Here is a 22,135-nt window from a genome sequence, read left to right as displayed (position 1 = left end):
GACGCGAAAGTCTCAGCGCGGCTTGACCAACGGGAACGGCAGCGTCTCGCGGATGCTGCGGCCGGTGATCAGCATGACGATCCGGTCGACGCCCATGCCGAGACCACCGGTGGGCGGCATGGCGTGTTCGAGCGCCTGCAGGAAGTCCTCGTCCAGCTCCATCGCCTCCGGATCGCCGTTGGCGGCGAGCATGGACTGCTCGGTCAGCCTGCGCCGCTGTTCGATCGGATCGGTGAGTTCGCTGTAGGCCGTGCCGAGTTCGACCCCCCAGGCCACCAGATCCCAGCGCTCGGTGACGCCGGGAATGCTGCGGTGCGCGCGGGTCAGCGGCGACACCGAGGTGGGGAAGTCGATGTAGAACGTGGGCTCCTGGGTTTGCGATTCCACCAGGTGCTCATACATTTCCAGCACGACCTGCCCCGCGTCCCAGGCGTGCTGGTACGGGATGGCGGCCGCGTCGCACAGCTCGCGCAGATCTTCCACCGACGTCTCCGGCGTGATGGTGGACCCGATGGCCTCCGACACCGCGCCGTGCACCGTCTTCACCGACCACTCGCCGGAGATGTCGACGGCCTCGAACGAGCCGTCGGCCGCGGGCCGCATCGCGACCATGGCGCCGTTGGCGGCCAGCGCGGCGTTCTGGATCAGGTGACGGCAGGTGTGCATCATGCGCTCGTAGTCGCTGTGCGCCTCGTACGCCTCGAGGATGGTGAACTCGGGATTGTGGCTGAAATCGACGCCCTCGTTGCGGAAGGTGCGGCCGAGCTCGAACACCTTTTCCATGCCACCGACGCACAGCCGTTTCAGGTAGAGCTCGGGGGCGATTCGCAGGTAGAGGTCCAGATCGTAGGCGTTGATGTGGGTGACGAACGGCGTCGCGTTGGCGCCGCCGTGCACCTGTTGCAGGATCGGCGTCTCGACTTCGAGATAGCCCCAGGAGTTCAGCGAGTCGCGCAGCGAGCGCACCACCGCGCTGCGCTTGGCGAGCACGTCGCGGGACTCCTGACTGATGGCCATGTCGACGTAGCGCTGGCGCACTTTGGCTTCGGGATCGGCCAGGCCCTTCCACTTGTCCGGCAGCGGATGCAGGCATTTGCCGTTCATCCGCCAGTCGGCCGCGAGCAGCGAGAGCTCGCCGCGTCGGCTGCGCCCGATCTGCCCGCTCACCTCGATCAGGTCGCCGAGGTCGAAGTACTCGCCGAACTCCGCGCTGCGCTCGGCGCCGACCCGGTCGCGGTCGATCATCAGCTGGATGTCGTCGGTCCAGTCGCGCAACACCGCGAAGATCACCCCGCCGTAATCGCGGATGCGCAGCAGCCTGCCGCACACCCGGACCGTGGTGCCGCGCGGCGAGCGCCGGGCCGCCGCCACGGTGTGCGTCGGGGGATAGGCGACCGGGTACGGGTCGATGCCCGCCTCGATCAGCCGGTCCAGCTTGTCCATCCGCACCCGCACCTGCTCGGGGCGGCGCGGGAACTGTTCGGCGAGTTCGATTTCCGGCGCTTCCGGCGCGCTGCCGTCGGCGTGCAGCCCGGTGACGGTGTCCGGCACCGCGCTGTGCAGACCGGTGTGCACGGCGGTCTCGGGGTCTTTGCCGATGCGCGGCAGGAACCCTTCCGCCAGGCCGCTCGCCATCGCGACTCTAGGCAACTGCCTGCGTTCCTCGAAAAGGAAGAACCGCGGCACCCAGTGCGGCTGATACTTCACATTGGACCGGTACAGCGCCTCCAGCTGCCACCAGCGCGAGAAGAACAGCAGCACCCCGCGCCAGAGCCGCAGCACCGGGCCCGCGCCGATCCGCCCGCCCTCCTCGAACACCGAGCGGAACACCGCGAAGTTCAGCGACACCTTGGTGATGCCGTGCTGCTCCGAGGTCAGCGCCAGCTGCGAGATCATCAGCTCCATCACGCCGTTGGGGCTCTGCGGGTCGCGGCGCATCAGCTCCAGCGACGCGCCGGTGCGGCCCCACGGCACCAGCGACAGCATGCCGAGCACCCGGTCCTGCGGGTTCACCGCCTCGACGAGCAGGCAGTCGCCGTCCAGCCGGTCGCCGAGCCGACCGAGCGCCATGGAGAAGCCGCGCTCGGTCTCGGTGTCGCGCCAGGCGTCGGCTCGGGCGATGATTTGCGCGAACTCCTCTGCGGAGATGTCCGAATGACGGCGGATGCGCACCGAGATGCCGTGTTTGCGCAGCCGATTCGCGGCCTGGCGGACCTGCTTGAGCTCCGGGCCCGCCAGCGAGAAGCTCCTGGTGTCGAGAATGGCTTCGTCGCCGAGGCGCAGCGCGGAGAGCCCGGCCCTGCGGTATGCGGTCGCTCCGTGTTCGCTGGCACCCATGACCGCTGGCGCCCAGCCGAATCGGTCGGCGAGCCGCAGCCAAGCATCGATCGCCTGCGGCCAGGCGTCCGTTGTGCCGACCGGGTCACCGCTGGCCAGGCAGACGCCCAGCTCCACACGGTAGGTGACGGCGGCCTTGCCGCTCGGTGCGAACACCACCGCCTTGTCGCGGCGGGTGGCGAAGTAGCCGAGCGAATCCTCCACGTCGGAGCGGTCCAGCAGGCCGCGGATCGCGGACTCGTCCAGACCGGTCATCGCGTTCTCGGCGCGCTGCGAGCGCAGCAGGGTGATCACCGCGGCCAGCAGCGCGAGCGCGCCGAACAGGCCGAGCAGGAAGTTGACGAACGGACGCGGATGACCGTCGAAGTGCTCGTTGTCCACCAGAATCGCCGCGGTCACCCGGTACACCGCCCAGCCGGGCCGCTGCCAGCCCGCGGGCAACGTGCCGGGGAACAGCTCGACGAGCGCCCAACCGAGCAGACAGCCCGCGGCCAGCCCACCGAGCAGGACGCCGAGCGCCTTCCAGCCCGCGCCGCGGCGCACCCTGGTGTAGAACTCCCGCCACGACGCGATCAGCACACCGATCACGCCGAGCTGCACGATCATCGCGACCAGCGCGTCGATATTGCCCTCGGCGGCGAAATCCAACGCGTTGGTCATCGCGAAGAGCGTGAGATAGCCGACGAGCAACCACCAGGCGATTCGCTTACGGCTGGCGATCGCGCCGGCCAGCAGGCCGACGATCAGCGCCCACATGAGGTTGGTGTCGGGCGCGTCGAAGTAGTAGTCGTCGATGTAGCGGCGCGGCACGTGGGTCAGGAAGCGCAGGGCGGGCGAGAGGCTCCACAGGAAGCACAGCACCGCGAAGACACCGAGCACGGTGCCCGCGATATGCGGGACCTGAGCGAACCGGCCGTGCCCGCGGTGCGGAACCGGTGGTGTCGGTCTGTTCGCCGGTAGTTCGATCTCGGTGCGCGCACCGGCCTGCGTGGAAGTCACCAACCCAGTCTGTACGTTGCTGTGTTTTATTGCCGCGCCTTCGGCGCGGCGTGTTCGCGGCCCCTTTTGTCTCGCGTCCGAGCGGTCGAGACTCGCGACTGCGTCGCATGCGCTTCGACCGCTCGGACGCGAGACGGGCCGCGAACGGGCTCGTAAGACTCGCCCTCGACGTGGTTGGGAGTGCGCTGTGCCGGGTTCGTTCGACGGCTTACCGGTGTGCGGCGGTTTGGCGATCCGGGGGTCCTGGCGCGAGGATGTACGCCATGTCGGATCCAGTCGATGTGCCGATTGATGACGACGTCATTCGGCTCGGCCAGTTCCTCAAACTGGCGAACCTGATCGATTCCGGTTCGGAGGCCAAGACGGTGATCGCCGCGGGCTTGGTCCGGGTGAACGACGAGGTCGAGCTGCGCCGCGGACGTCAGTTGCACGTCGGCGACGTGGTCGCCCTCGCCGGTCACAAGGTCCGGGTCGCCCCGGACTGATCAGCTCAGGATTCGGCGCGCACCACGATGCCGTCGTGGTCGCTGTAGAGCATGTCGCCGGGCACGAAGGTGACGCCGCCGAACTCGACGGTCACGTCGCGCTCACCGCTGCCGGTCTGGGTGCTCTTGCGGGGGTTGGTGCCCAGCGCTTTGATGCCGATGTCGAGAGTGCGCAGGATCGCCGAGTCGCGCACCGCGCCGTTGACGATCACGCCCGCCCAGCCGTTGTCCACGCCGCGGCCCGCGATGATGTCGCCGACCAGGGCGGTGTGCACGCTGGCGCCGCCGTCGACCACGAGCACCGCGCCGTTGCCCGGCTCGCTCAGCGTCTGCTTGACAAGCAGGTTGTCCTGGAAGCAGCGGATGGTGGTGATGCGCCCGGAGAACACCTCGCGGCCGCCGAATTGGATGAACTGCGTGTCGCAGCTACGGATCTCGGGGCCGATCTCGTCGGCCAGATCGGCGGTGGCAATGTTCACTGATTCGGTCACGGGTGTCAGCTTAGGGGTGGCGGGCCGAGCGGTGGCCGCGACCGGTTGCTCGATGTGAGCTCGGTCGCTACTCGCGCCGGAGACGCGCCGTTATGTCTGGCCCTCGTGATGGCGATAGCGCAATTCGTACCGCTCCCGATCGCGGTCGGTGATCCTGTTGTGGTCGAGCAGGTCCGGGCTCAGTCCATGCTGGATCAAGCGGAAGCGGCGCCACACGTAGCTCAGCGCCACCGTGAAAACGACCAGCGGGACGATCATCATCACGATCATGCCGATCTTGAGCGGCATCGGTCCTGGGAACAGCAGCACCAGCGCGAAGAACGGGATGATCGGCACGAGGAATCGGACGAGGTACCGCTCCATGGCCCCGTGTCCGACGAGGTCGTGGACGACCCACTCGTGAAACTCCTCCGGGAGTTCGCGGCCCAGATCGTAGGTGATCCGCTGCCCGAATGTGGGTTTGTTCATGCATACAGGCTATGCCCGTGATATATGCCACCGCCAGCGTCGCGATTGCGGTCAGCCGCCTCCGACCACGGGTTTTCCGGCCGCCGAGCGGGCGCGGCGCCCCTCATGGTTTCCGCGCCTGCGCCCGAACCGCGGCCGGATCAGGCGCGGCTCGCGTGGTACGCCGCGATCTCCTTCACGAGATTGTCCGTGGTGTGCTTGACCGCGATCTTCACGAACGGCTCGATGGTCTTACCGAGCGCCTTGCCCGCGAGCCCGCCCGGCACGCGGAAATCGATGATGGCGTCGACGGTGCACAGCGCGTCGTCCTTGGCGTGGAACAGGAAGGTCGACACGATCTCGAAGCCCTTGATCGACTTGATGCCGATCGCGTAGTTCTCCTCCCACCGGATCACCTCGACACGCGAATGCAGCGAGGCGGGACCGAGCTTCATGTGGCCGTCGAAGACGGCGCCGACGCCCTCGGTCTGCTCGCCGATCGGAGTGAAGGACTGGATGCCGTGCAGAAAGTTCGGCAGGTTCCGGTAGTCGTTGACGTACTGAAACGCTGATTCGGCCGACGCGGCACAGTCTTCCACGATCTTCACTTCGGTCATGCGGGCAACTGTAACGGGTTTCCGAAGGGGGAGCCGATCACGCCGTGACGGCGAGGGTCGCCGCCAAACCGAAGGCCACGGCCATGACGGTCACCTCCAGCACCGCGCGGCGCAGCGAACCCGCCGCGCCCATCCGGTGGTCGGCGGCCAAGCGGACCCAGCCGCGCCGCCACCACCAGCCGAGCACGAGCAGACCGGCGAGCACCGCCGTCTTCGCCAGCAGGATGCGGCCGTACCCGGTGCTCAGCAGCGGTTCGAGGCCGCCGAGGCGGACGATTCCGTTCACCACGCCGGTTGCCGCGACCACCCCGATCAGCGGCAGCGCCAGCGCCGAGTACCTCGGCAGCGTCGCCGCCCACTCGCCGCGCGTGCGGACCACCAGCGCGAGCGCCACCAGCACGCCGAACCAGGCCGCCGCCGCCAGCGCGTGCACGGCGGCTAGCACCGAGCCGAACGGTTGCTGCGACATGTGCCCGGTGATCGGCCGCAGCGCGAGCGCCACCGCGGCGAAGACCAGCACCAGATCGGTGGAAGCGGCATCGGAACCGCGGAAGGCGAGTGCCGAATAACCGGCCACCGCGGCGGTCGCGACCAGGATGGCGATGCCGACCTGACCGCCGCTGATCTCGGTGAGGAAGGTGCCGAACCGATCGGCGGACAGCCGCCGCACCGGAACCCCGACCACCTCGGCCGCCTCGAAGACCAGCACCGCGAACTCGGTCACGAACCAGGCCCCGGCCAGCGCGGCGAGCATGCGCCACGGCGGCGCCAGCCGTTCGTGCAGCCGGGGCAGCGCGGCGAGTCCGAGCACCGTCGCGCCCAGACCGTCCGCGAGGACCCGCACCGCTCCCTCGGTGGGCGCCGTTCCCGCGGTGAGCAGCCAGGCCAACCCGACTCCGAGCAGTCCGGCCGGGACGATCAGCAGCAGTGCCCCCGCGTCCCGGCCGCCGGTCGCCCCGCCGCTCACCTTCTTCTCACCGCCGCTGCCCGCCGCGGAAGCCGATCAGGGCCACGGCGAGACCGCCGCCGAACAGCACGACCGCGCCGAGCACGAAGATCCACACCGGGATGCCGTCGGAGCCGTCGTCCTCGGTGGCCCTGCCCTTGGCGTCGGCGCGCGGGCCCGGCGTCCCCTTACCCGCCTGGCTGAGCGTGAACGTCCGCTTGCCCGTGACCGGATGACCGTCCGCGGAGGTCACCCGGTAGGCGATGATGTATTCGCCGACCGGGCCGAGATCGCCCACTTCGACGCTCACCGACTTGCCGTCGACGACCGGCTCGCCCTCCGACCAGAGGTTTCCGTCCGGGCCGGTGAGGGTCAGCGACGGGAAGTTCGGCTGCAACTCCTCGTTGAAGGTGACGCTGATCCGGCCGGGGCTAGTGTCCACCGTCGAACCGTCCTCCGGCACGCTGCCGACCGCCGCCGAGTGCGCGGCGGCGACGCCCGCGGTGGCCAGCCCGACGCCGAACAGCAGCAGCACGGCGGCGAGCGCGGCGCCGAGGCGGCGAATCGCCTTGGCGGACGGTCGAATCGCGGTACTCATGAGCGCCTCCTGAACAGGCTGCCGAGGCCGAGCGAGATACCGAGCACGCCGAGGGCCAAGCCGATGCCCGCCAGCCAGCGGGCGGTGTCGTCGGTGTCGTCGTCCTGCTCCGCGGCGCCGCTGTCCACGCGGTGGCCGTCGGCGTTGTCGTCTCCGCCCGCCGCGAGGGTCAGCGTGGGAGCGGGGTGCTCCGGCTCCGCGCCGTCGGGGCCGACGGGCTGGTTCCAGTCGATGACCTTGCCGTCGCTGTAGGTCTGCTTGGCCGGGAAGCTGACCGTCTCCGCGCTGGGCAGCGGGCCGAGCGAGACGACGAAGCGCTGGAACTGGCCGGGGCCGACGCCGGGCGCGCCGGGGTCCGCGGTCCAGGTCACCGCGACGGCCTCGGATTTGTCGTTGCGCTCCACCCGTGCCGTCCAGCCCGGCATGGGCTCGGTGCGGGCGCTGCGCACGTTGGGCAGCGTCACGGTGAGCGCGGTGGTGGACGCGGTGTCCGATTCGGTCGGCACCCGGAAGGTGACGACGGAGTACTTGCCCTGCTGGGCGCCGGGCGCGTCCACGGTCACGTGCGCGGCGGCGACACCGCCGGAGAGCAGCACGAAACCCGCGGTCGCCACGGCGCCGCAGGCGCGCGAAAGTGAACTTCGCATGGGAGAGGCTTTCTGTCCGAAGGGAATTGGGAGCGGGTCAGGCGAGCGCGGGTGGGGCGCGCGGCCCGATGGGCCCCTGCGGAGGAAAGCGGTAGGTCGGAGTCGAGGGATCGGTCCAGCGGCTGACCCGCGCGACCGGGACATTTCGCGGTGCGTTCAGGGCGGCACGAACCGCGCGGGTGATGATTCCGTAGAGGCGCTCGGCGGCCATGATCAGGACCGCGCAGATGATGGTCGCGAGCACGTGCGCGCCCAGCATCCAGCCGGTCGGCAGGAAGCCCGCCACCGGGGCATCGCCGCGTGCGATGTGCGATGCGCGCTCCCCGTGCGTGTGCCCGAGTAGCCCGGCCAACACCGCGTGCCCGCCGAGCTGTCCGGTCGCGAGTGCGGCGAGCAACCGTCCGGCCCCACGTCCGCTGCCGTGCGCGGCGAGTTGTCCGGCCGCGAGTAACCGCTCGCGTCGGCGTCCGTTGCCATGCTCGGAGCGATGGCGGCTGTCGCGGTCGACCGAATCGCGGTGTCGTGCGGCGTCTTCGGGTCGCCAAAAGCCGCTGCCGCCAGGCGATTTGCCGCGCCGGACGACTCGTCGTTCGCCGGAGCCGAAGCGCTGCCCGTCGCCCGGCAGCCTGCGCTCGGGCGTGCGAGCGGCCGACGTCCGACACGGTGCGCCGTTCCGTGCGAATCCGGTCGCCGCGCACCCCGCCGCGACCGAACTCGTCAGCAGCAGGGCGAATTCCGGTGAATCCGGGTAACCCCCGCCCGCGGCGCCGTGCGCGGCGACGCTGAGCAAGCCGACCAGCGCGCCGACCGAGCCGCCGCGCGGCAGGCCGGTGCTGGGGTGCATGGCGGGGACGGCGTTCAGTTCACACCGAGGCGGGCGAGCACATCGGCCTCGATGCCGGACAGCTCGTGCGAGATCGAGGTGTGCACCGCGCGCCTGCGCGAGGCGGGCATCTGCTCGGCGGTGCGGACCGCGGCGCCGAGGCTGTCGAGCCGGGCGCGGGTCGCGGTGACGAACTTCTGCGTCTCGCCGCCCTTGTCGTCGATCTTGCCGAGCGCCGCCTCGGCGTTGGCGAGGCGGGCCTGCAGCTTCGCGCCGTGCCCGGTGTAGTCGCCGAGCTGGTCGACGCCGATGCCGAGCTGCTGCGCGCGCCGGGTGTCGAGCTGGCCGCGGACGAAGGTCGCGCCGCGGTAGGCCAGCGGCGCGAGCACCGGAACGAGCACCCGTGCCACGCCGAGGTACTTGCGCACCTGGCCCGCGCTGAACACGTCACGTTCGGCCTTCGCGGCCAGCTTCAGCGCGGCCTTCTCCTCGGCCTGCAGCGTGGCGATCTGCGCCTTGGCGACCTTGGCCTGGGTGCGGGCCTCGGCGCGCTTGGCCTTGCGATCGTTCTTGGCGAACAGCTTGGCCTCCATCGCGGCCTTGTGCTTGAGGGCTTTGGCCTCGGCCCGGCGACTCGGACGCCGCTTGCGCTTCGTGAACAACCCCATCGGAAGGCCCTCCGTCAATGCTGTGTGCCAGGGCAGCGCTCTCGGCGCGAGGCCGTCTGCCGTCTACCACGCGGTTTGCGCCCACCTTATCGGGTCGACGGCGGCGGCAGCGAGGGCACACCGTGTCCTGTCGGGGGTCTGGACCATACTGCATACGTGTATTCGGGCAGCGGTGACCGCGAGGGTCGCAAGGAGGACGGCTCGGCCGCGGACCGGTCGGGCGAGCTCACAGCCGCGCCCGTGGAGCCCGCGCCGAGCGCGCCGATCGAAACCGCGCCGAGCGCGCCGATCGAAACTGCGCCGGGCGCGCCGATCGAGGACTCCGCGCTGAGCGCGCCGATCGAAACACCGCCGCGCGCATCGATAGAAGCTGAGCCGCGCGCGCCGATCGAAACGGCGCCGGTCGCGTTCATCGACGCGCGGGCCTTGATCGGATGCCGACACCGCCTGCGCTTGGACGCGGCCAACCCGGGGCTGCTCACCGACGTCGCGGAGGATCCCGGCGTGCGCCAGCGCCGCGAGGCCGCGACAGCGCACCGCAACCGGGTGCGCGACGCGCTCGTCGCCGCCGATCCGGACAGTTGGGTGATCATCGACCCGGCGACGCGCGCGTCGGATCGCGCCGCGGCCACCATGAGCGCGTGCGCCGCTGGGACGCAACACATCTGGGGCGCGCTGCTGCCGCAGGAACCGGACACCGGACGCCGCGGCGGTTCGGAGATCCTGCTCCGCGACCGCGATCGCGGCGGCTACATCCCGATCATCGTGGTCAACCACAAGGTCACCGACCCGCGCAAACCGGAACCGGCCGACTTCCACCCGACCACCTCGGACCTGTATCGCTGGGACCCGCGCCCCGATCCGTCGCGCAAGCTGCGCCAGCAGCCGCGCGATCAGCAGCGCCTCGCCCACCTCTACCGGATGCTGCAGCGCCACGGGCTGGCCAGTCCCGCGCTGGTCGGCGGCGTCATCGGCTACCACTTCGACCGCATCCTGGTGCACGACCTCGGCCCGGTGCTCGACGATTACGACCGCCGCTACGCCGACCGCATCGCGGTGGTGCGCGGCGAACTGCCCACGGTGCCGTCCAAAGTCCCCGAGTGCAGGCAATGCCCTTGGTGGACAAGGGGAGTCGAGGGACCGAGCTGCGAGGGCTGGCTGGCCGAGCACCGCGACGTCAGCCTGGTCGCGCCGGGCTCGCGGGCCGACGTGCTGCGCGGCCACGGCGTGGAGACCATCGACGACCTGGCCGCCTGGACCGGCGACGACCCGGAGGACTGGCAGCACGGCCCGTTCGACGAGGCCGTTGTCACCGCGCGCGCCTGGCTGGCCGGCGCGCCGCTGGTCCGCCGCTTCGACCGGGTGCACGTGCGCCGCGCCGACGTCGAGGTGGACGTCGACCTGGAGAGTTTCCAGGAGCACGGCGCGTACCTGTGGGGCACGTTGCTGGACGGGCGCTACCGGCCGTTCGTCACCTGGGACCCGCTGCCCACCGAGGACGAGGGCCGCTCCTTCGGCGAGTTCTGGACCTGGCTGATGACGGTGCGCGCCGAGGCCGCGACGGCCGGGAAGACCTTTGCCGCGTATTGCTATTCGCGCACCGCGGAGGACAAGTGGCTGTACGAGTCGGCGCGCAGGTTCGCGGGCCGACCCGGGGTCCCGACGGTGGACCAGGTGCGCGCGTTCGTGGACGGGCCGGAGTGGGTGGACATGTTCCAGGCCGTCACCGACCAGTTCATCTGCCCGAACGGCAAGGGGCTCAAGAAGATCGCGCCGGTGGCGGGCTTCGCCTGGCGTGATCCGGAGGCGGGCGGCGAGGCGTCGATGAGCTGGTACCGCCAGGCCGTCGGCTACGACGGTGCGCCCGACCTGACCCAGCGCACCCGCCTGTTCGAGTACAACGAGGACGACGTGCGCGCCACCCAGGTGCTGCGCGAATGGATGATGCCGCGGGTGCCGAATCCGCACTGCGCCGAGCTGGAGGTGCCCGCGCTCGCCGACTTCGGGCGCGCGCCGGAGTTGCCCGCCGGTGGCCGCGGCGCCGCGCCCTCGCTCGGCCGCGGCGCCTGATCGGGTGTTCGGCCGCGCCGTCGGTGCGCGGCGGTAACATCGCGTCGTGACTCAGCACGTCGAACAACTCGAGTTCCAGGCAGAAACCCATCAGCTGCTCGAGCTGATGATCCATTCCGTCTACTCCAACAAGGACACGTTCCTGCGGGAGCTGATCTCGAACGCGTCCGACGCGTTGGACAAGCTGCGGCTGGCGTCTTTTCAGGACAAGGACCTGCACGTCGACACATCCGACCTGCACATCGAGCTGGAGGTCGACAAGGACGACAGGGTCCTCACCGTCCGGGACAACGGCATCGGCATGTCCCGCGCCGAGGTCGTCGACTTGATCGGCACCCTGGCCAAGTCGGGCACCGCGGAGCTGCGCAGGCAGCTGAAGGACGCGAAGACCGACGCCGCGGCCGAGGAGCTGATCGGCCAGTTCGGCATCGGCTTCTATTCGACCTTCATGGTGGCCGACAAGGTCACCCTGACCACCCGTAAAGCAGGCGAGACCGAGGGCACCCGCTGGGAGGCGGGCGCGGGCAGCTCGACCTACACCATCGAGGCCGTCGACGACGCGCCGCAGGGCACCTCGGTCGCGCTGCACCTCAAGCCCGCCGACGAGGAGGACCACCTCTTCGACTACACCCTGGAGTGGAAGCTCAGGGAGATCGTCAAGAAGTACTCCGACTTCATCGCCTGGCCGATCCGCATGCAGGTGGAGCGGACCGTCACCGAGGGCGAGGGCGAGGACAAGCAAGAGAAGACGATCCTCGAGGAGCAGACCCTCAACTCGCAGAAGGCGCTGTGGACGCGCCCGAAGAGCGAGGTCTCCGAGGAGGAGTACAAGGAGTTCTACAAGCACGTCAGCCACGCGTGGGACGATCCGCTGGAGATCGTTCCGCTCAAGGCGGAGGGCACGTTCGAATACCAGGCGCTGCTGTTCATCCCGTCGCACGCGCCGTTCGACCTGTTCACCCGCGAGCACAAGCGCGGCGTGCAGCTCTACGTCAAGCGGGTGTTCATCATGGACAACTGCGAAGAGCTGATGCCGGAGTACCTGCGCTTCGTCAAGGGTGTGGTGGACGCGCAGGACCTCTCGCTCAACGTCTCCCGCGAGATCCTCCAGCAGGACCGGCAGATCCAGATGATTCGCAAGCGCCTGGTGAAGAAGGTGCTCTCGACGGTCAAGGAGCTGCAGGGAGCCGAGAACCAGGAGAAGTACCAGACCTTCTGGAAGGAGTTCGGCCGCGTCCTCAAGGAGGGCCTGCTCTCGGACTTCGACAACCGCGAGACCATCCTGCAGGTCTCCTCGTTCTCCTCGACGAACTCCGAGACCGAGCTGACCACGCTCGCGCAGTACGTCGAGCGGATGAAGGACGGCCAGGACGCGATCTACTACATGACGGGCGAGTCCCGTCAGCAGGTGGAGAGCTCCCCGCACATGGAGGCCTTCCGTGCCAAGGGCCTCGAGGTGCTGATCCTCACCGATCCCGTCGACGAGATGTGGGTCGGCTCGGTGCCGGAGTTCGACGGCAAGCGGTTCCAGTCCGTCGCCAAGGGCGAGGTGGACCTGGAGACCGAGGAGGAGAAGAAGGAGTCCGAGGCGCTGCGCGAGCAGCAGGACAAGGACTTCGCCGAGCTGCTCGGCTGGCTCGGCAAGACCCTGGAGGAGAGCGTCAAGGAGGTGCGCCTGACCAACCGGCTCACCACCTCGCCCGCCTGCCTGGTCGGCGACGTCTTCGACTTCACGCCGATGCTGGAGCGGATGTACCGGGCCTCGGGCCAGATCCTTCCCGAGACCAAGCGCATCCTCGAGCTCAACCCGACCCACCCGCTGGTCACCGGCCTGCGCGACGCGTACGACACGCGCAAGCAGGACGCCGACGAGGGCAAGGTCCCCGAGCTCACCGAGACGGCCGAACTGCTCTACGGCACCGCGGTGCTCGCCGAGGGCGGTGAACTGAAGGACCCGGCGCGCTTCGCGCACATCCTCACCGACCGGCTGACCCGCACGCTGTGATTCGCTGAACCCGAAGGCCCCCTCCCAGGAGGGGGCCTTCGTCGTCTGCGCCCCGAGTGCCGTAGCGATGCTCCCACACGCCGCGTATACGCCTCACATAGGCGGTGGCTATGTGAGGCGTGCCGTACTTGTGTGGGGGAGAACTGTGGCTCCCGGCGGTGCGGTCGGGCGCGGTTCGGTTTCGAGTCCACGGACGGGTGTCCGGATGCCTTCGTACGAGGTCCCTAGTCCGCTGATGAGGGTTTGCTGCCTGGGCCGTGCGGGTTACCGAAACCTGTGGGTAGGAGTGCCAAACTTATTGTGCGCATTGCGATTTGGCTAACAGCGGGTTGGCGTCCAGGAGATTGCTGGGGTAGGGTCGGGTGTAGCGAAGGGGAGTAGCCCCCAATCACACAGTCGACATACTGACCCGCCGCCTCCCCGAGGCTCGGGTCCGGTTGTGTGAACCGGGTTTTCATCCGGTGGGCGAGACCTTCGGCCTGAACAACCATTCGTTGTCGGCCGGAGGCGTACCCAGATCTCCGGCAGGCAGGCCGGAGACCCGGGAGTACGTCACACAATGATCGCCACCATCCTGCTGAGCATCGGCATCGTCTTCCTCGCCGAACTCGGGGACAAGTCCCAGCTCATGGCGCTGACGTTCGCGTTGCGCTATCGCTGGTGGGTGGTGCTCGGCGGCATCGCGACCGCGACCGCCGGTGTGCACCTGATCTCGGTCGCGGTCGGTTACTTCCTCGGCGCGGCCCTGCCCACCCGCGCCATCTCCTTGGTCGCCGCCCTCACCTTCCTCGCCGTCGGTCTGTGGACGTTGCGCGAACACCTCGGCGCCCCCGACGAAGACGACGAGCCGCGACCGCCCCGCTCCACCGCGGCCCCGTTCCTCGTCGTCCTCTCGGCTTTCCTGCTCGCCGAACTCGGCGACCGGACCATGTTCGCCACGGCCGCCCTCGCCACCGACAACAGCTGGTTCGGCGTGTGGCTCGGATCCACCGTCGGCATGGTCGCCGCCGACGCGCTCGCCATCGCGGTGGGCATCGCGGTGGGCAAGCACCTGCCGGAGCGGCTCATCGGCATCTGCTCGGGGCTGTTGTTCCTCTACTTCGGCAGCACCACGTTGCTGGGCGCGGCGGTTCCGTCGCTGGGTATGTGGGCGAGCGCGGGGATCGCGGCGGTTGTTCCGGTGACGGTGGGCGCTGTCGTCCTGATGCGCCGCGTTCGGGCGGCGTCGGTGGTCGCGGTCGAGGGCGTTGTCGCGGAGTCGGCCGACGGCCAGTTCTCGGGACGGTGATCAGGCGCGGATCTGGTCGGCGACCATCGCCGACCCGTAGAGATCACCGCCCCGCCGGACCATGTCGAGCAGCGGCGCGGACAAACCGCGCAGACCGTCCAGGTCGTCGGCCGCGATGCGGGCGGTGACCATCGCGCTGACCGCCGCCGCGAAGGTCTGGCAGGCGAAGCGCTGTTGTTCGGTGTGGGCGTCGAGCACCTCGGCGATCAAGGCGACGAAGGAGTCCTGGAGCTGGGCGCGGCGGGCCAGGGCGTTGGAGCCGACCGCGTAGACCTCGACCAGGTAGAGCCGGGCGTAGGCGGGGTCCTCGATCAGGCCCTCGAAGTACGCGTCGAGCAGCCGTGCCATGCGGTCGAGATCCGGTCCGCGCGTGGCGTTCTCGTCCTCGGGGCCGGACGCCTCGGCGATGCGGGCGACCAACCGCTCGACGGCGCGCTCGTAGGCGGCCTCGAAACAGTCCTCCTTGGAACGGAATTGCTCGTAGAAGGTCTCACGGGAGACGCCCGCCACTTTCAGCACGGCCGCGACGGAGGTGCCGACATAACCGGTGACCGCCATGGTCTCGGCCATCGCGTCCAGGATCCGGTCCCGCTGGGACGCGATCACCTGCTCCCGAGGTAAACCGTGCCTGCCCCTGGGGAGTTGGCGGGCGGTGCCTGCGGTGTCGGTCATGCGGTGGCTCCGGGTGTTCGGTGGGGCAGGTGTTCGACGGGCGGGTGCTGTGGCAGCGCCGCGCCGATCAGGCGGGCCGCTCCATTCTGCGGGGTCGGGTGGGCTGGTCGGTGGTCAAGGGTGTGTCCTCGGTGCGGGCGATCTCCAGGGCCTCGGCGACTCCGCGGCGCAGCGCGGCGTCCACGAGGCGCTGGGCGAGCGGGCGGAAGGGCAGCACGACGGCCACCCACCAGGGCGAGACGACCTGGCGGCGGCGCCGGGCGATGGCCCGTTCGGTGGCGTCGATGGCGGGGCCGAGCGGTGCGACGCCCGAGACCGTGGCGCGGCCCAGAATCGCCCGCGCCGCGGCCGTGCCGAAACCGCGGGTGGTCATGTCGGTGTCCAGCTCGGCGAAGTAGGCGACGCCGACCTTGGCGCCGGTATGCCTGATCTCGTTGCGCAGGGTGTGGCCGAGCGCCTCGACGCCCGCCTTGGACGCGCTGTAGGCGCCCGCGAGCGGCAGATTCACCACCCCTGCCAGCGACGAGACGATCAGCGCGTACCCCCTCGGATGGCAGATGTGCGGACCGGCGGCGCGCAGCGTGTAGTAGACGCCGAGCACGTTCACCGCGAGCGTCTCCTCCATCACCGAGGGATCGCCGCCGATCAGCGCGAGCTGCTTGGCCACCCCGGCGTTGGCGACCACCACGTCGAGCCCGCCGAGTTCGCTCGCCAGCGTCGTCACCACCCGCTCCACCTGGGCGGGGTCGCCGATGTCGCAATAGCGCCACGGCGCGTCGCCGCATTCGCGCGCCACCTCGGCCAGCAGATCGGGTTCGAGTCCGAGCAGCGCGACCGAAGCCCCGTGCGCGTACAGCTGCCTGGCGAGCGCGGCTCCGATGCCTCGCGCCGCTCCCGTGATCAGCACCTTCCTACCGGCGATCGCTGGGCCGGAGAACAGCTTCATGCAGCGACGATACCACCGATGAACAGCGATGTTCGCAAATATTTCGCCGCGCGCGAACCACGATCATGGAGTCGTTTCCGACCCCTCCCGAGTTACACACCGGGCGCACCTTCTGCTCGCTCCGGCCGTGAGAGGGAGTCGTGCTGTATCTCTCACCGCGTACCTATTAGGGTGCAATTGACGAAGGGCCAACTGGCTGTCACGAACGAGAGGACCATCGTGGAGATTTCGGGTTCCGCCGCCATCATCACCGGAGGCGCATCCGGCCTCGGCGCCGCCACCGCCAAGCGGTTCGCCGAGCTGGGCGCCACCGTCTTCGGCCTGGACGTGCCGCAGTCGATCGAGCGCGCCGGTGACAACGTGCCCGCCGGAGTCACCCTCATTCCGGCCGACGTCACCAGCAACGACGAGGTCGCCGCCGCGGTCGCGCAGGTGGTCGAGTCGGGCGCGCCGCTGCGCATCGTGGTCAACTGCGCCGGTGTCGGCTGGGCCGGTCGCATCCTGTCCAAGAACGGCCCGCACGATCTGGAGCTGTTCCGCACCGTCATCACCGTGAACCTGCTCGGCACCTTCAACGTCATGCGCTTGGCCGCCGACGCCATCGCCAAGACCGACCCGGTCGACGAGTACGGCCAGCGCGGCGTCGTCATCAACACCGCCTCTGTCGCCGCCTTCGAGGGCCAGGTCGGCCAGATCGCCTACTCCGCCTCCAAGGGCGGCGTGCACGGCATGACCGTCCCGGCCGCGCGCGATCTCGCGCAGTTCGGCATCCGCGTGAACACCATCGCCCCCGGCATCATCGACACCCCGATGCTGGCCGGCGTCACCGAGGAGTACCGCAAGGGCCTCGAGGCGGGCGTGCCCTTCCCGTCACGCCTCGGCCGCCCGGAGGAGTACGCGCAGCTGTCGCAGTACATCGTCGAGCACGACTACCTGAACGGCGAGACCATCCGCATGGACGGCGCGCTGCGCATGGCGCCGCGGTAATCTCCGCTCGAAAAGCCGTCTCCGATTCGCTTCGGGGGCGGCTTTTTTCGTGGTCAGGGCAGGGGCTTGTGGCCGATGCCGAGGAAAGCGGTGGTGGCCAGCGGGGTGTTCGGACGGTAGTTCTCGACGAGGTAGGCCCGCATGGCCTCGGAACGCGCGGCCCACTCGTCCTCGCCGATCGAGCGCCGCAGCACCGCCATCGGCGCGCTGCCACGCGACATCTGCTCCCAGAGCCGATCCGCGTCAGGGTAGGACACCGATGTGGTGTGGCGCTGGATGGACACCCCGGCGAACCCCGCGCCGCGCATCTCGGTGGCGAACACCTCCGGATTCTCCAGGCTCAGGAAGTTCGGCGGCGGCTCCTGGATATTCGGATCGCCCGCCGCCAACGCGCCGAAACGCATCCGCATCAAGGGGGATTCGGCGACCGGCGCCCAGCTCGACACCACCGCGACACCGCCTGGCCGCAACACCCGGAACAGTTCCGCGAAACCCTGGATCCGGTCGGGGAAGAACATCAGGCCGAACATGGAGAAGCCCGCGTCGAATTGATCGTCCTCGAACGGCAGCTGCTGACCGTCGCCGACGCGCACGTCGATGTTGGTCAGCCCGGCGTCGCGCGCGGCGGCACGGAGGCGTTCGAGCATGTGCTCGGCGAAATCCACGGCCTGCACCCGGCGGACCCGCGCGGCGGCGGGCAGGCTCAGCGTTCCCGGCCCCGCCGCGACGTCGATGATGTGCGCGTCGGCGGGTGGATCGGCGATTTCGAGGGCGCGGTCGGAGAAGGGCGCCATGATCGCGAGCGCGGATTCGGCGTAGCCGTCGGCGACCAGATCCCAGGGTTCGGCGGCGGCGAGGGGATTACCGGACATGTCTTCCACGATCCTTTCGACCGTCACAGGCTAACTGTGTAGCCCCCTCGCAAACCACCGACTCGCGCGAATGCCGCTGTGCGCGTGCGTGTTCGCGCACGGTTCACGGCGAAGTGGCGCCGTCCGCATCCGCGGAGCAGCGCGCGCAGCCGTAATGGTGCCGGATCGAGTGGCGGATGTGGCCACTCGGTCGGCGGTCGACGGTGCGTTTCAAGCGGCGAGCAGCATCGCGAGCACGGCGGTGTCCGGATCGCAGATCGGATCGAGGCCGACCCGGCTGACCAGCGAGGTGACGGTGCCGTCGGATTCCGCCTCGGCCCAGGCCGCGCGGTGTTCGAGGCCGAGGTGCGGCACGCCGGGCAGCAGCACGCAGCCCGAGGCCGCGCCCGCGCATTCCGGCAGCGACGGGCGGGTCTCCGAGGGCGGGTGCAGCATGAGCAGCGCGGGCGGCACGTGGTCGGCGAACCGGCCGGGCTCCAGCGCCTGCTCGCCGAGCACCGTGCCCTCGGCCAGCACCAGCCCGACCGTGCCCGGCTCCGGATCGTCCGGCAGCTCCTCGCGGACGCCGAAGACGGTCGAGGTGGCGAGCAGGCCAGGCAGACTCGCGACCCGCACCGCGAGCACGAGCACCTGCGCCCATTCCTTGGTGGTGTCCGGCCAGCGACCGGAGATGACGAAGCCGCGCAGCGATCCGCGCGAGTGAAACGGCGTGACGCCGATCGGCCCGTTGGTCCGCATCGTGCCTCCCGAGATGAACCGGGGGCGGTCTTGCCCGTCCTCGAACTGTTGGATTCAGAGGATGACTCACGGATCATCTGGCACACAAGTACCAATGAGTGCTAATCGGCAGCGGACGCCCTGATCGGGCGGCAGACACGAAAAAGCCCGCCGGGCGATCCACTTCCCGACGGGCCAACTCGTAATCCAACTCGCCGCCCGAGCACTCCCAGCCACCTCGAGGGCGAGTCTTACGAGCCCGTTCGCGGCCGTCTCGCTTCCGAGTGGTCGAAGCGCATGCGCCAGAGGCGCGAGTCTCGACCGCTCGGAAGCGAGACATAAGGGCCGCGAACACGCGCGCGCCAGCGCGCCAACAACTCAGCCGAAGATGAGGCCCTTGCCCTGGGTGACGGCGCGAGCGAAGCGCTCCTGCACGTCCTCCCAGTTGACGACGTTCCAGAACGCGGTCACGTAGTCGGCCTTGACGTTCTTGTACTGCAGGTAGAAGGCGTGCTCCCACATGTCGACCTGCAGCAGCGGGATGATGCCCAGCGGGACGTTGGCCTGCTGGTCGTAGAGCTGGAAGGTGAGCAGCTTCCCGCCGAGGGTGTCGTAGCCGAGCACCGCCCAGCCGGAGCCCTGCAGGCCGTTGGCGGCCGCGGTGAACTGCGCGCGGAACTTGTCGAACGAACCGAACTGGTCGTCGATCGCGGCGGCCAGGTCGCCGACCGGCTTGTCGCCACCGTTGGGGGAAAGGTTCTTCCACCAGATGGAGTGGTTCACGTGGCCACCGAGGTGGAACGCGAGGTTCTTCTCGTAGAGGAAGATCGCGCCGTGATCACCGGACTCACGAGCCGCCTCGAGCTTCTCGAGAGCGGTGTTCGCGCCCGCGACATAGGCCGCGTGGTGCTTGGAATGATGCAGCTCGTTGATCTGCCCGGAGATGTGGGGCTCCAGGGCGCTGTAGTCGTAATCCAGATCTGGCAGCGTGTACTCAGCCACGATGTCCCTTTCTCAGTTGTCGGGCTGTGGCGCCCGGATCGGGCGCTTCCAACCATCATTCGTACACCCGCTCGGTTCCAACCGGGCCGTGTGCCCCCACATTCCATCGGAGATCTGATGATCACGCAGGGGTTGCTTCCGGCGTGAACGGAAGGGCGATTCGACCGCGAGCATTCGTGAGTAGCATCGAACCATGTCGTTCTTCGACGAACTGGTCGGACGGATCCGCCTCCCCGAGCCGGTGATGGTGGCGCCGGACCAGGCGCTCCCCGGCCGCGAGGAACCAATTCTGGTGCCGGATACCCACTTCGTGAACGGACATCCCCTCCGTCCGCCGTTTCCGGAGGGCATGCGGGTGGCCGTCGTCGGTATGGGTTGTTTCTGGGGCGCGGAGAAGGGTTTCTGGGAACTCGACGGCGTCTTCACGACCGCGGTCGGATACGCGGGCGGGTACACCCCGAACCCGACCTACGAGGAGGTGTGCAGCGGCCGCACCGGCCACACCGAGGTGGTGCTCGTCGTCTTCGATCCGGCGGTGCTCGATTACGCGAAGGTGTTGCGGCACTTCTGGGAGGAGCACGATCCGACCCAGGGCATGCGCCAGGGCAACGATCGCGGAACGCAGTATCGGTCGGCGATCTTCACGCTGGACGACGAACAGGCCGAGCTGGCCAGGAGTACCGCGGAGCGCTACGGAAAGCGGCTGGCGGAGGCGGGATACGGGTCGATCACCACCCAGATGGCTCCGCTGCCGACGCCGGGCGCGGATGCGCCGGGACCGAATCTGTCCGGGTTCTATTACGCCGAGGCGTATCACCAGCAGTACCTGGCGAAGAACCCGGGCGGTTACTGTCCGGTGCACGCCACCGGGGTGAGTTGCCCGGTCGGGCTCGGAGCCTGAGAGTCCTTGTGCCACGGGCCTCGTGCCGTGCTCCAGATGCTGCCGTTCTCGGTGGTGACGCGCGTAGACGCCTGAACACGAACCGCCGCGCACCCGGTGTGATCGGACGCGCGGCGGTCGCGGAAATCTCTACAGCGGCGGAACGATTCCGGGGCGGATGGTGCGCGGATCGCCCGCGTCGTGCGCCTTCCACCAACGAACACCGCCCGCGATGAAGTCGGCGGGCGCGATCTCCTTGCCCTTGGCGTCGTGCACCGTGAGGCTGTCGAACCACACTCGGACGTCGAGTTCGCGCGGGTCGATGCCCTCCTCCTGGGAGAACTCCAGCACGTGCGAGGGGGTGTGGTCGTCGATCTTGGTGTCGAAGCTGAGCAGTTCGCGCCACAGCGCCCACCCGCTGTCGTCGACGTCGATGAATTCCCAGCCGTGCAAACGGCCGCCGCCGAAGCTGCGGATCGCCTCGTCGAGGCCGTCGAGCTGCAACGGAAGGATTCTCGCCTCGATGTCGTCCCAGCGCTGGACGCGCAGCGAGGCCGCGACCCGGCTGACGCCGGTGAAGGTCAGGCGGACTTGGTGATCCTGCGGCGCCGCCTTGTCGGCGGGCAGCGTCAGAACGGTCAGATCGAGGCGCAATATCGCCGCCTCGGTATCGACCTCGAGCCCGAGGCAGGTCGCCTCCGAGATCGCGGTGTTGAAACCGGTGGAGTCCAATCCGTCGAGTAGCCCCCTGCGCACGTCCATGGCCCCAGGCTACCGACAGCTCCAGCTGGAACCCGGTATTTCATTTTTTCTAGTGTTCTCGTTTTTTCTGGAACCGAATCGTTCCCCGCGCCGTCCAAGTAAGTGTCGGGACCCGCTCGGCCGCGGTTCCGAGGCGGCGGCGAACGACCGCTCCGGGATGGATCAAGGAGGGGAGTCCCGGATCGGTCGTTCGTGACGCGCGCTTCGCCGCGGATCAGCTGAACCGGGCCGGTGGGTCCCGATCCCGTCTGGACGACGAGGGAACGGATTCGCGGGACGATTGCTTATAGCCGCGTCCTGTGAGTGTCCGAGAACCTGATAGGTCCCGCCTGTGGATCAGCTTGTGGATTATGTGGATAACTCTCATGGAGAGGTCGAGGCCGCCCCGAACCCGCGCGTGACCGCAACGCGGGCGACGGCACGTACGTGCGCCGATCATGGCAGGATCGAATCGTGACGAGCTCCGAGATCCCGTCGGTGTCGGTGGCAGACCTGCCCGGCGAATTCGACCACAGCGAGCGACCGGACCAGGTCCGGGCCATCCTGCTCGACGTGCGCGAAGACGACGAGTGGCAGCTCGGGCACGCCCCTGGCGCGATCCACATCCCGATGGCCGACGTGCCGGCCCGCACCGAGGAGCTGGACTACGACGCCGAGGTCTATGTCGTGTGCAGGCAGGGCGGCCGGTCGATCGAAGTGGTGAAATACCTGGCCTATATCGGTTTCGAGGCCGTGCAAGTCAGCGGTGGCATGGTGGCCTGGCAGAAGTTGGGTCGCCCGCTGGTCGGCGAGAGCGACCAACCGGCGAAGATCTACTGACGAAAGAGCGAGGTGCCCAGGCAATGAGCGTCAGGCCGGGAAGCGGCTGCCCGCGCG

Annotated in this window: 22 protein-coding genes; 7 read left to right on the top strand and 15 right to left on the bottom strand. The window is 69.1% G+C overall.

Annotated features, from left to right (window positions below; genetic code table 11):
* Positions 1–12: 12 nt before the first annotated feature.
* Positions 13–3,336, bottom strand: coding sequence for a bifunctional lysylphosphatidylglycerol synthetase/lysine--tRNA ligase LysX (lysX, locus tag ABZV58_RS01540; protein WP_354998236.1), 3,324 nt, complete (start codon positions 3,334–3,336; stop codon positions 13–15).
* Between the two features lie 263 nt (positions 3,337–3,599).
* Here lysX and ABZV58_RS01535 point away from each other — a divergent pair, with 263 nt between their 5' ends.
* Positions 3,600–3,821: an RNA-binding S4 domain-containing protein gene (locus tag ABZV58_RS01535; RefSeq protein WP_354998235.1), complete on the top strand. Its 222-nt coding sequence runs from the start codon at positions 3,600–3,602 to the stop codon at positions 3,819–3,821.
* Positions 3,822–3,826: 5 nt separating this feature from the next.
* On the opposite strand, the gene rraA is transcribed toward ABZV58_RS01535, so the two are convergent.
* The 8 genes from rraA to ABZV58_RS01495 form a co-directional block, all read right to left on the bottom strand.
* The gene (gene rraA / locus ABZV58_RS01530; protein ID WP_354998234.1) at positions 3,827–4,312 is read right to left on the bottom strand and encodes a ribonuclease E activity regulator RraA; all 486 of its coding nucleotides are present in this window, start codon (positions 4,310–4,312) and stop codon (positions 3,827–3,829) included.
* 90 nt (positions 4,313–4,402) lie between these two features.
* On the bottom strand, positions 4,403–4,780 hold the full coding sequence (locus tag ABZV58_RS01525; protein WP_354998233.1) for a DUF5313 family protein: 378 nt from the start codon (positions 4,778–4,780) through the stop codon (positions 4,403–4,405).
* A 140-nt stretch (positions 4,781–4,920) separates the two neighbouring features.
* On the bottom strand, positions 4,921–5,376 hold the full coding sequence (locus ABZV58_RS01520) for an SRPBCC family protein (protein WP_354998232.1): 456 nt from the start codon (positions 5,374–5,376) through the stop codon (positions 4,921–4,923).
* A 37-nt stretch (positions 5,377–5,413) separates the two neighbouring features.
* Positions 5,414–6,343 carry a CopD family protein gene (locus ABZV58_RS01515; protein ID WP_354998231.1) on the bottom strand — a complete coding sequence of 310 codons (930 nt, stop codon included), beginning with the start codon at positions 6,341–6,343 and terminating at the stop codon, positions 5,414–5,416.
* Positions 6,344–6,350: 7 nt separating this feature from the next.
* Positions 6,351–6,920, bottom strand: coding sequence for a copper resistance CopC family protein (locus ABZV58_RS01510; RefSeq protein WP_354998230.1), 570 nt, complete (start codon positions 6,918–6,920; stop codon positions 6,351–6,353).
* Complete coding sequence (locus tag ABZV58_RS01505; protein WP_354998229.1) at positions 6,917–7,567, bottom strand: YcnI family protein; 651 nt, start codon at positions 7,565–7,567, stop codon at positions 6,917–6,919. Before ABZV58_RS01505 ends, ABZV58_RS01510 begins: the two co-directional genes overlap by 4 nt.
* Positions 7,568–7,604: 37 nt before the next feature.
* Positions 7,605–8,411 carry a hypothetical protein gene (locus tag ABZV58_RS01500; protein ID WP_354998228.1) on the bottom strand — a complete coding sequence of 269 codons (807 nt, stop codon included), beginning with the start codon at positions 8,409–8,411 and terminating at the stop codon, positions 7,605–7,607.
* Positions 8,412–8,425: 14 nt separating this feature from the next.
* Entirely contained in the window at positions 8,426–9,058 is a 633-nt protein-coding gene (locus ABZV58_RS01495) for a DUF6474 family protein (protein ID WP_354998227.1), read from the bottom strand.
* 363 nt (positions 9,059–9,421) lie between these two features.
* Between ABZV58_RS01495 and ABZV58_RS01490 the strand changes: the two genes are divergently transcribed.
* From ABZV58_RS01490 to ABZV58_RS01480, 3 genes are all read left to right on the top strand, one after another.
* Positions 9,422–11,128 carry a TM0106 family RecB-like putative nuclease gene (locus ABZV58_RS01490; protein WP_354998995.1) on the top strand — a complete coding sequence of 569 codons (1,707 nt, stop codon included), beginning with the start codon at positions 9,422–9,424 and terminating at the stop codon, positions 11,126–11,128.
* 46 nt (positions 11,129–11,174) lie between these two features.
* Positions 11,175–13,133, top strand: a complete 1,959-nt coding sequence (gene htpG, locus ABZV58_RS01485) for a molecular chaperone HtpG (RefSeq protein WP_354998226.1) — start codon at positions 11,175–11,177, stop codon at positions 13,131–13,133.
* 559 nt (positions 13,134–13,692) lie between these two features.
* Positions 13,693–14,421: a TMEM165/GDT1 family protein gene (locus ABZV58_RS01480; RefSeq protein ID WP_354998225.1), complete on the top strand. Its 729-nt coding sequence runs from the start codon at positions 13,693–13,695 to the stop codon at positions 14,419–14,421.
* On the opposite strand, the gene ABZV58_RS01475 is transcribed toward ABZV58_RS01480, so the two are convergent.
* Both ABZV58_RS01475 and ABZV58_RS01470 read right to left on the bottom strand, forming a co-directional pair.
* A complete protein-coding gene (locus ABZV58_RS01475; protein ID WP_354998224.1) occupies positions 14,422–15,093 on the bottom strand; it encodes a TetR/AcrR family transcriptional regulator in 672 nt (223 codons plus the stop codon).
* A gap of 67 nt (positions 15,094–15,160) precedes the next feature.
* Entirely contained in the window at positions 15,161–16,039 is an 879-nt protein-coding gene (locus ABZV58_RS01470; RefSeq protein WP_354998223.1) for an SDR family NAD(P)-dependent oxidoreductase, read from the bottom strand.
* Between the two features lie 219 nt (positions 16,040–16,258).
* On the opposite strand from ABZV58_RS01470, the gene ABZV58_RS01465 reads away from it, so the two are divergent.
* Positions 16,259–17,026, top strand: coding sequence for an SDR family NAD(P)-dependent oxidoreductase (locus ABZV58_RS01465; RefSeq protein ID WP_354998222.1), 768 nt, complete (start codon positions 16,259–16,261; stop codon positions 17,024–17,026).
* A 53-nt stretch (positions 17,027–17,079) separates the two neighbouring features.
* On the opposite strand, the gene ABZV58_RS01460 is transcribed toward ABZV58_RS01465, so the two are convergent.
* The 3 genes from ABZV58_RS01460 to ABZV58_RS01450 all read right to left on the bottom strand — a co-directional run bounded on the left by ABZV58_RS01460 (position 17,080) and on the right by ABZV58_RS01450 (position 19,617).
* Positions 17,080–17,898, bottom strand: coding sequence for a methyltransferase domain-containing protein (locus ABZV58_RS01460; RefSeq protein ID WP_354998221.1), 819 nt, complete (start codon positions 17,896–17,898; stop codon positions 17,080–17,082).
* A 210-nt stretch (positions 17,899–18,108) separates the two neighbouring features.
* A complete protein-coding gene (locus ABZV58_RS01455; RefSeq protein ID WP_354998220.1) occupies positions 18,109–18,636 on the bottom strand; it encodes a peptidase in 528 nt (175 codons plus the stop codon).
* 357 nt (positions 18,637–18,993) lie between these two features.
* Positions 18,994–19,617, bottom strand: a complete 624-nt coding sequence (locus tag ABZV58_RS01450) for a superoxide dismutase (protein ID WP_354998219.1) — start codon at positions 19,615–19,617, stop codon at positions 18,994–18,996.
* 193 nt (positions 19,618–19,810) lie between these two features.
* Between ABZV58_RS01450 and msrA the strand changes: the two genes are divergently transcribed.
* Positions 19,811–20,518 carry a peptide-methionine (S)-S-oxide reductase MsrA gene (msrA, locus tag ABZV58_RS01445; RefSeq protein WP_354998218.1) on the top strand — a complete coding sequence of 236 codons (708 nt, stop codon included), beginning with the start codon at positions 19,811–19,813 and terminating at the stop codon, positions 20,516–20,518.
* A 129-nt stretch (positions 20,519–20,647) separates the two neighbouring features.
* Here msrA and ABZV58_RS01440 read toward each other — a convergent pair whose 3' ends face one another.
* Positions 20,648–21,259 carry a hypothetical protein gene (locus tag ABZV58_RS01440; RefSeq protein ID WP_354998217.1) on the bottom strand — a complete coding sequence of 204 codons (612 nt, stop codon included), beginning with the start codon at positions 21,257–21,259 and terminating at the stop codon, positions 20,648–20,650.
* A gap of 453 nt (positions 21,260–21,712) precedes the next feature.
* Between ABZV58_RS01440 and ABZV58_RS01435 the strand changes: the two genes are divergently transcribed.
* Positions 21,713–22,078 carry a rhodanese-like domain-containing protein gene (locus ABZV58_RS01435; protein WP_354998216.1) on the top strand — a complete coding sequence of 122 codons (366 nt, stop codon included), beginning with the start codon at positions 21,713–21,715 and terminating at the stop codon, positions 22,076–22,078.
* Positions 22,079–22,135 lie beyond the last annotated feature (57 nt).

Origin of the sequence: Nocardia sp. NPDC004654 (assembly GCF_040609595.1) — a bacterium.
GTDB lineage: Bacteria > Actinomycetota > Actinomycetes > Mycobacteriales > Mycobacteriaceae > Nocardia.
This window is presented reverse-complemented; position numbering and strand designations above follow the sequence as displayed.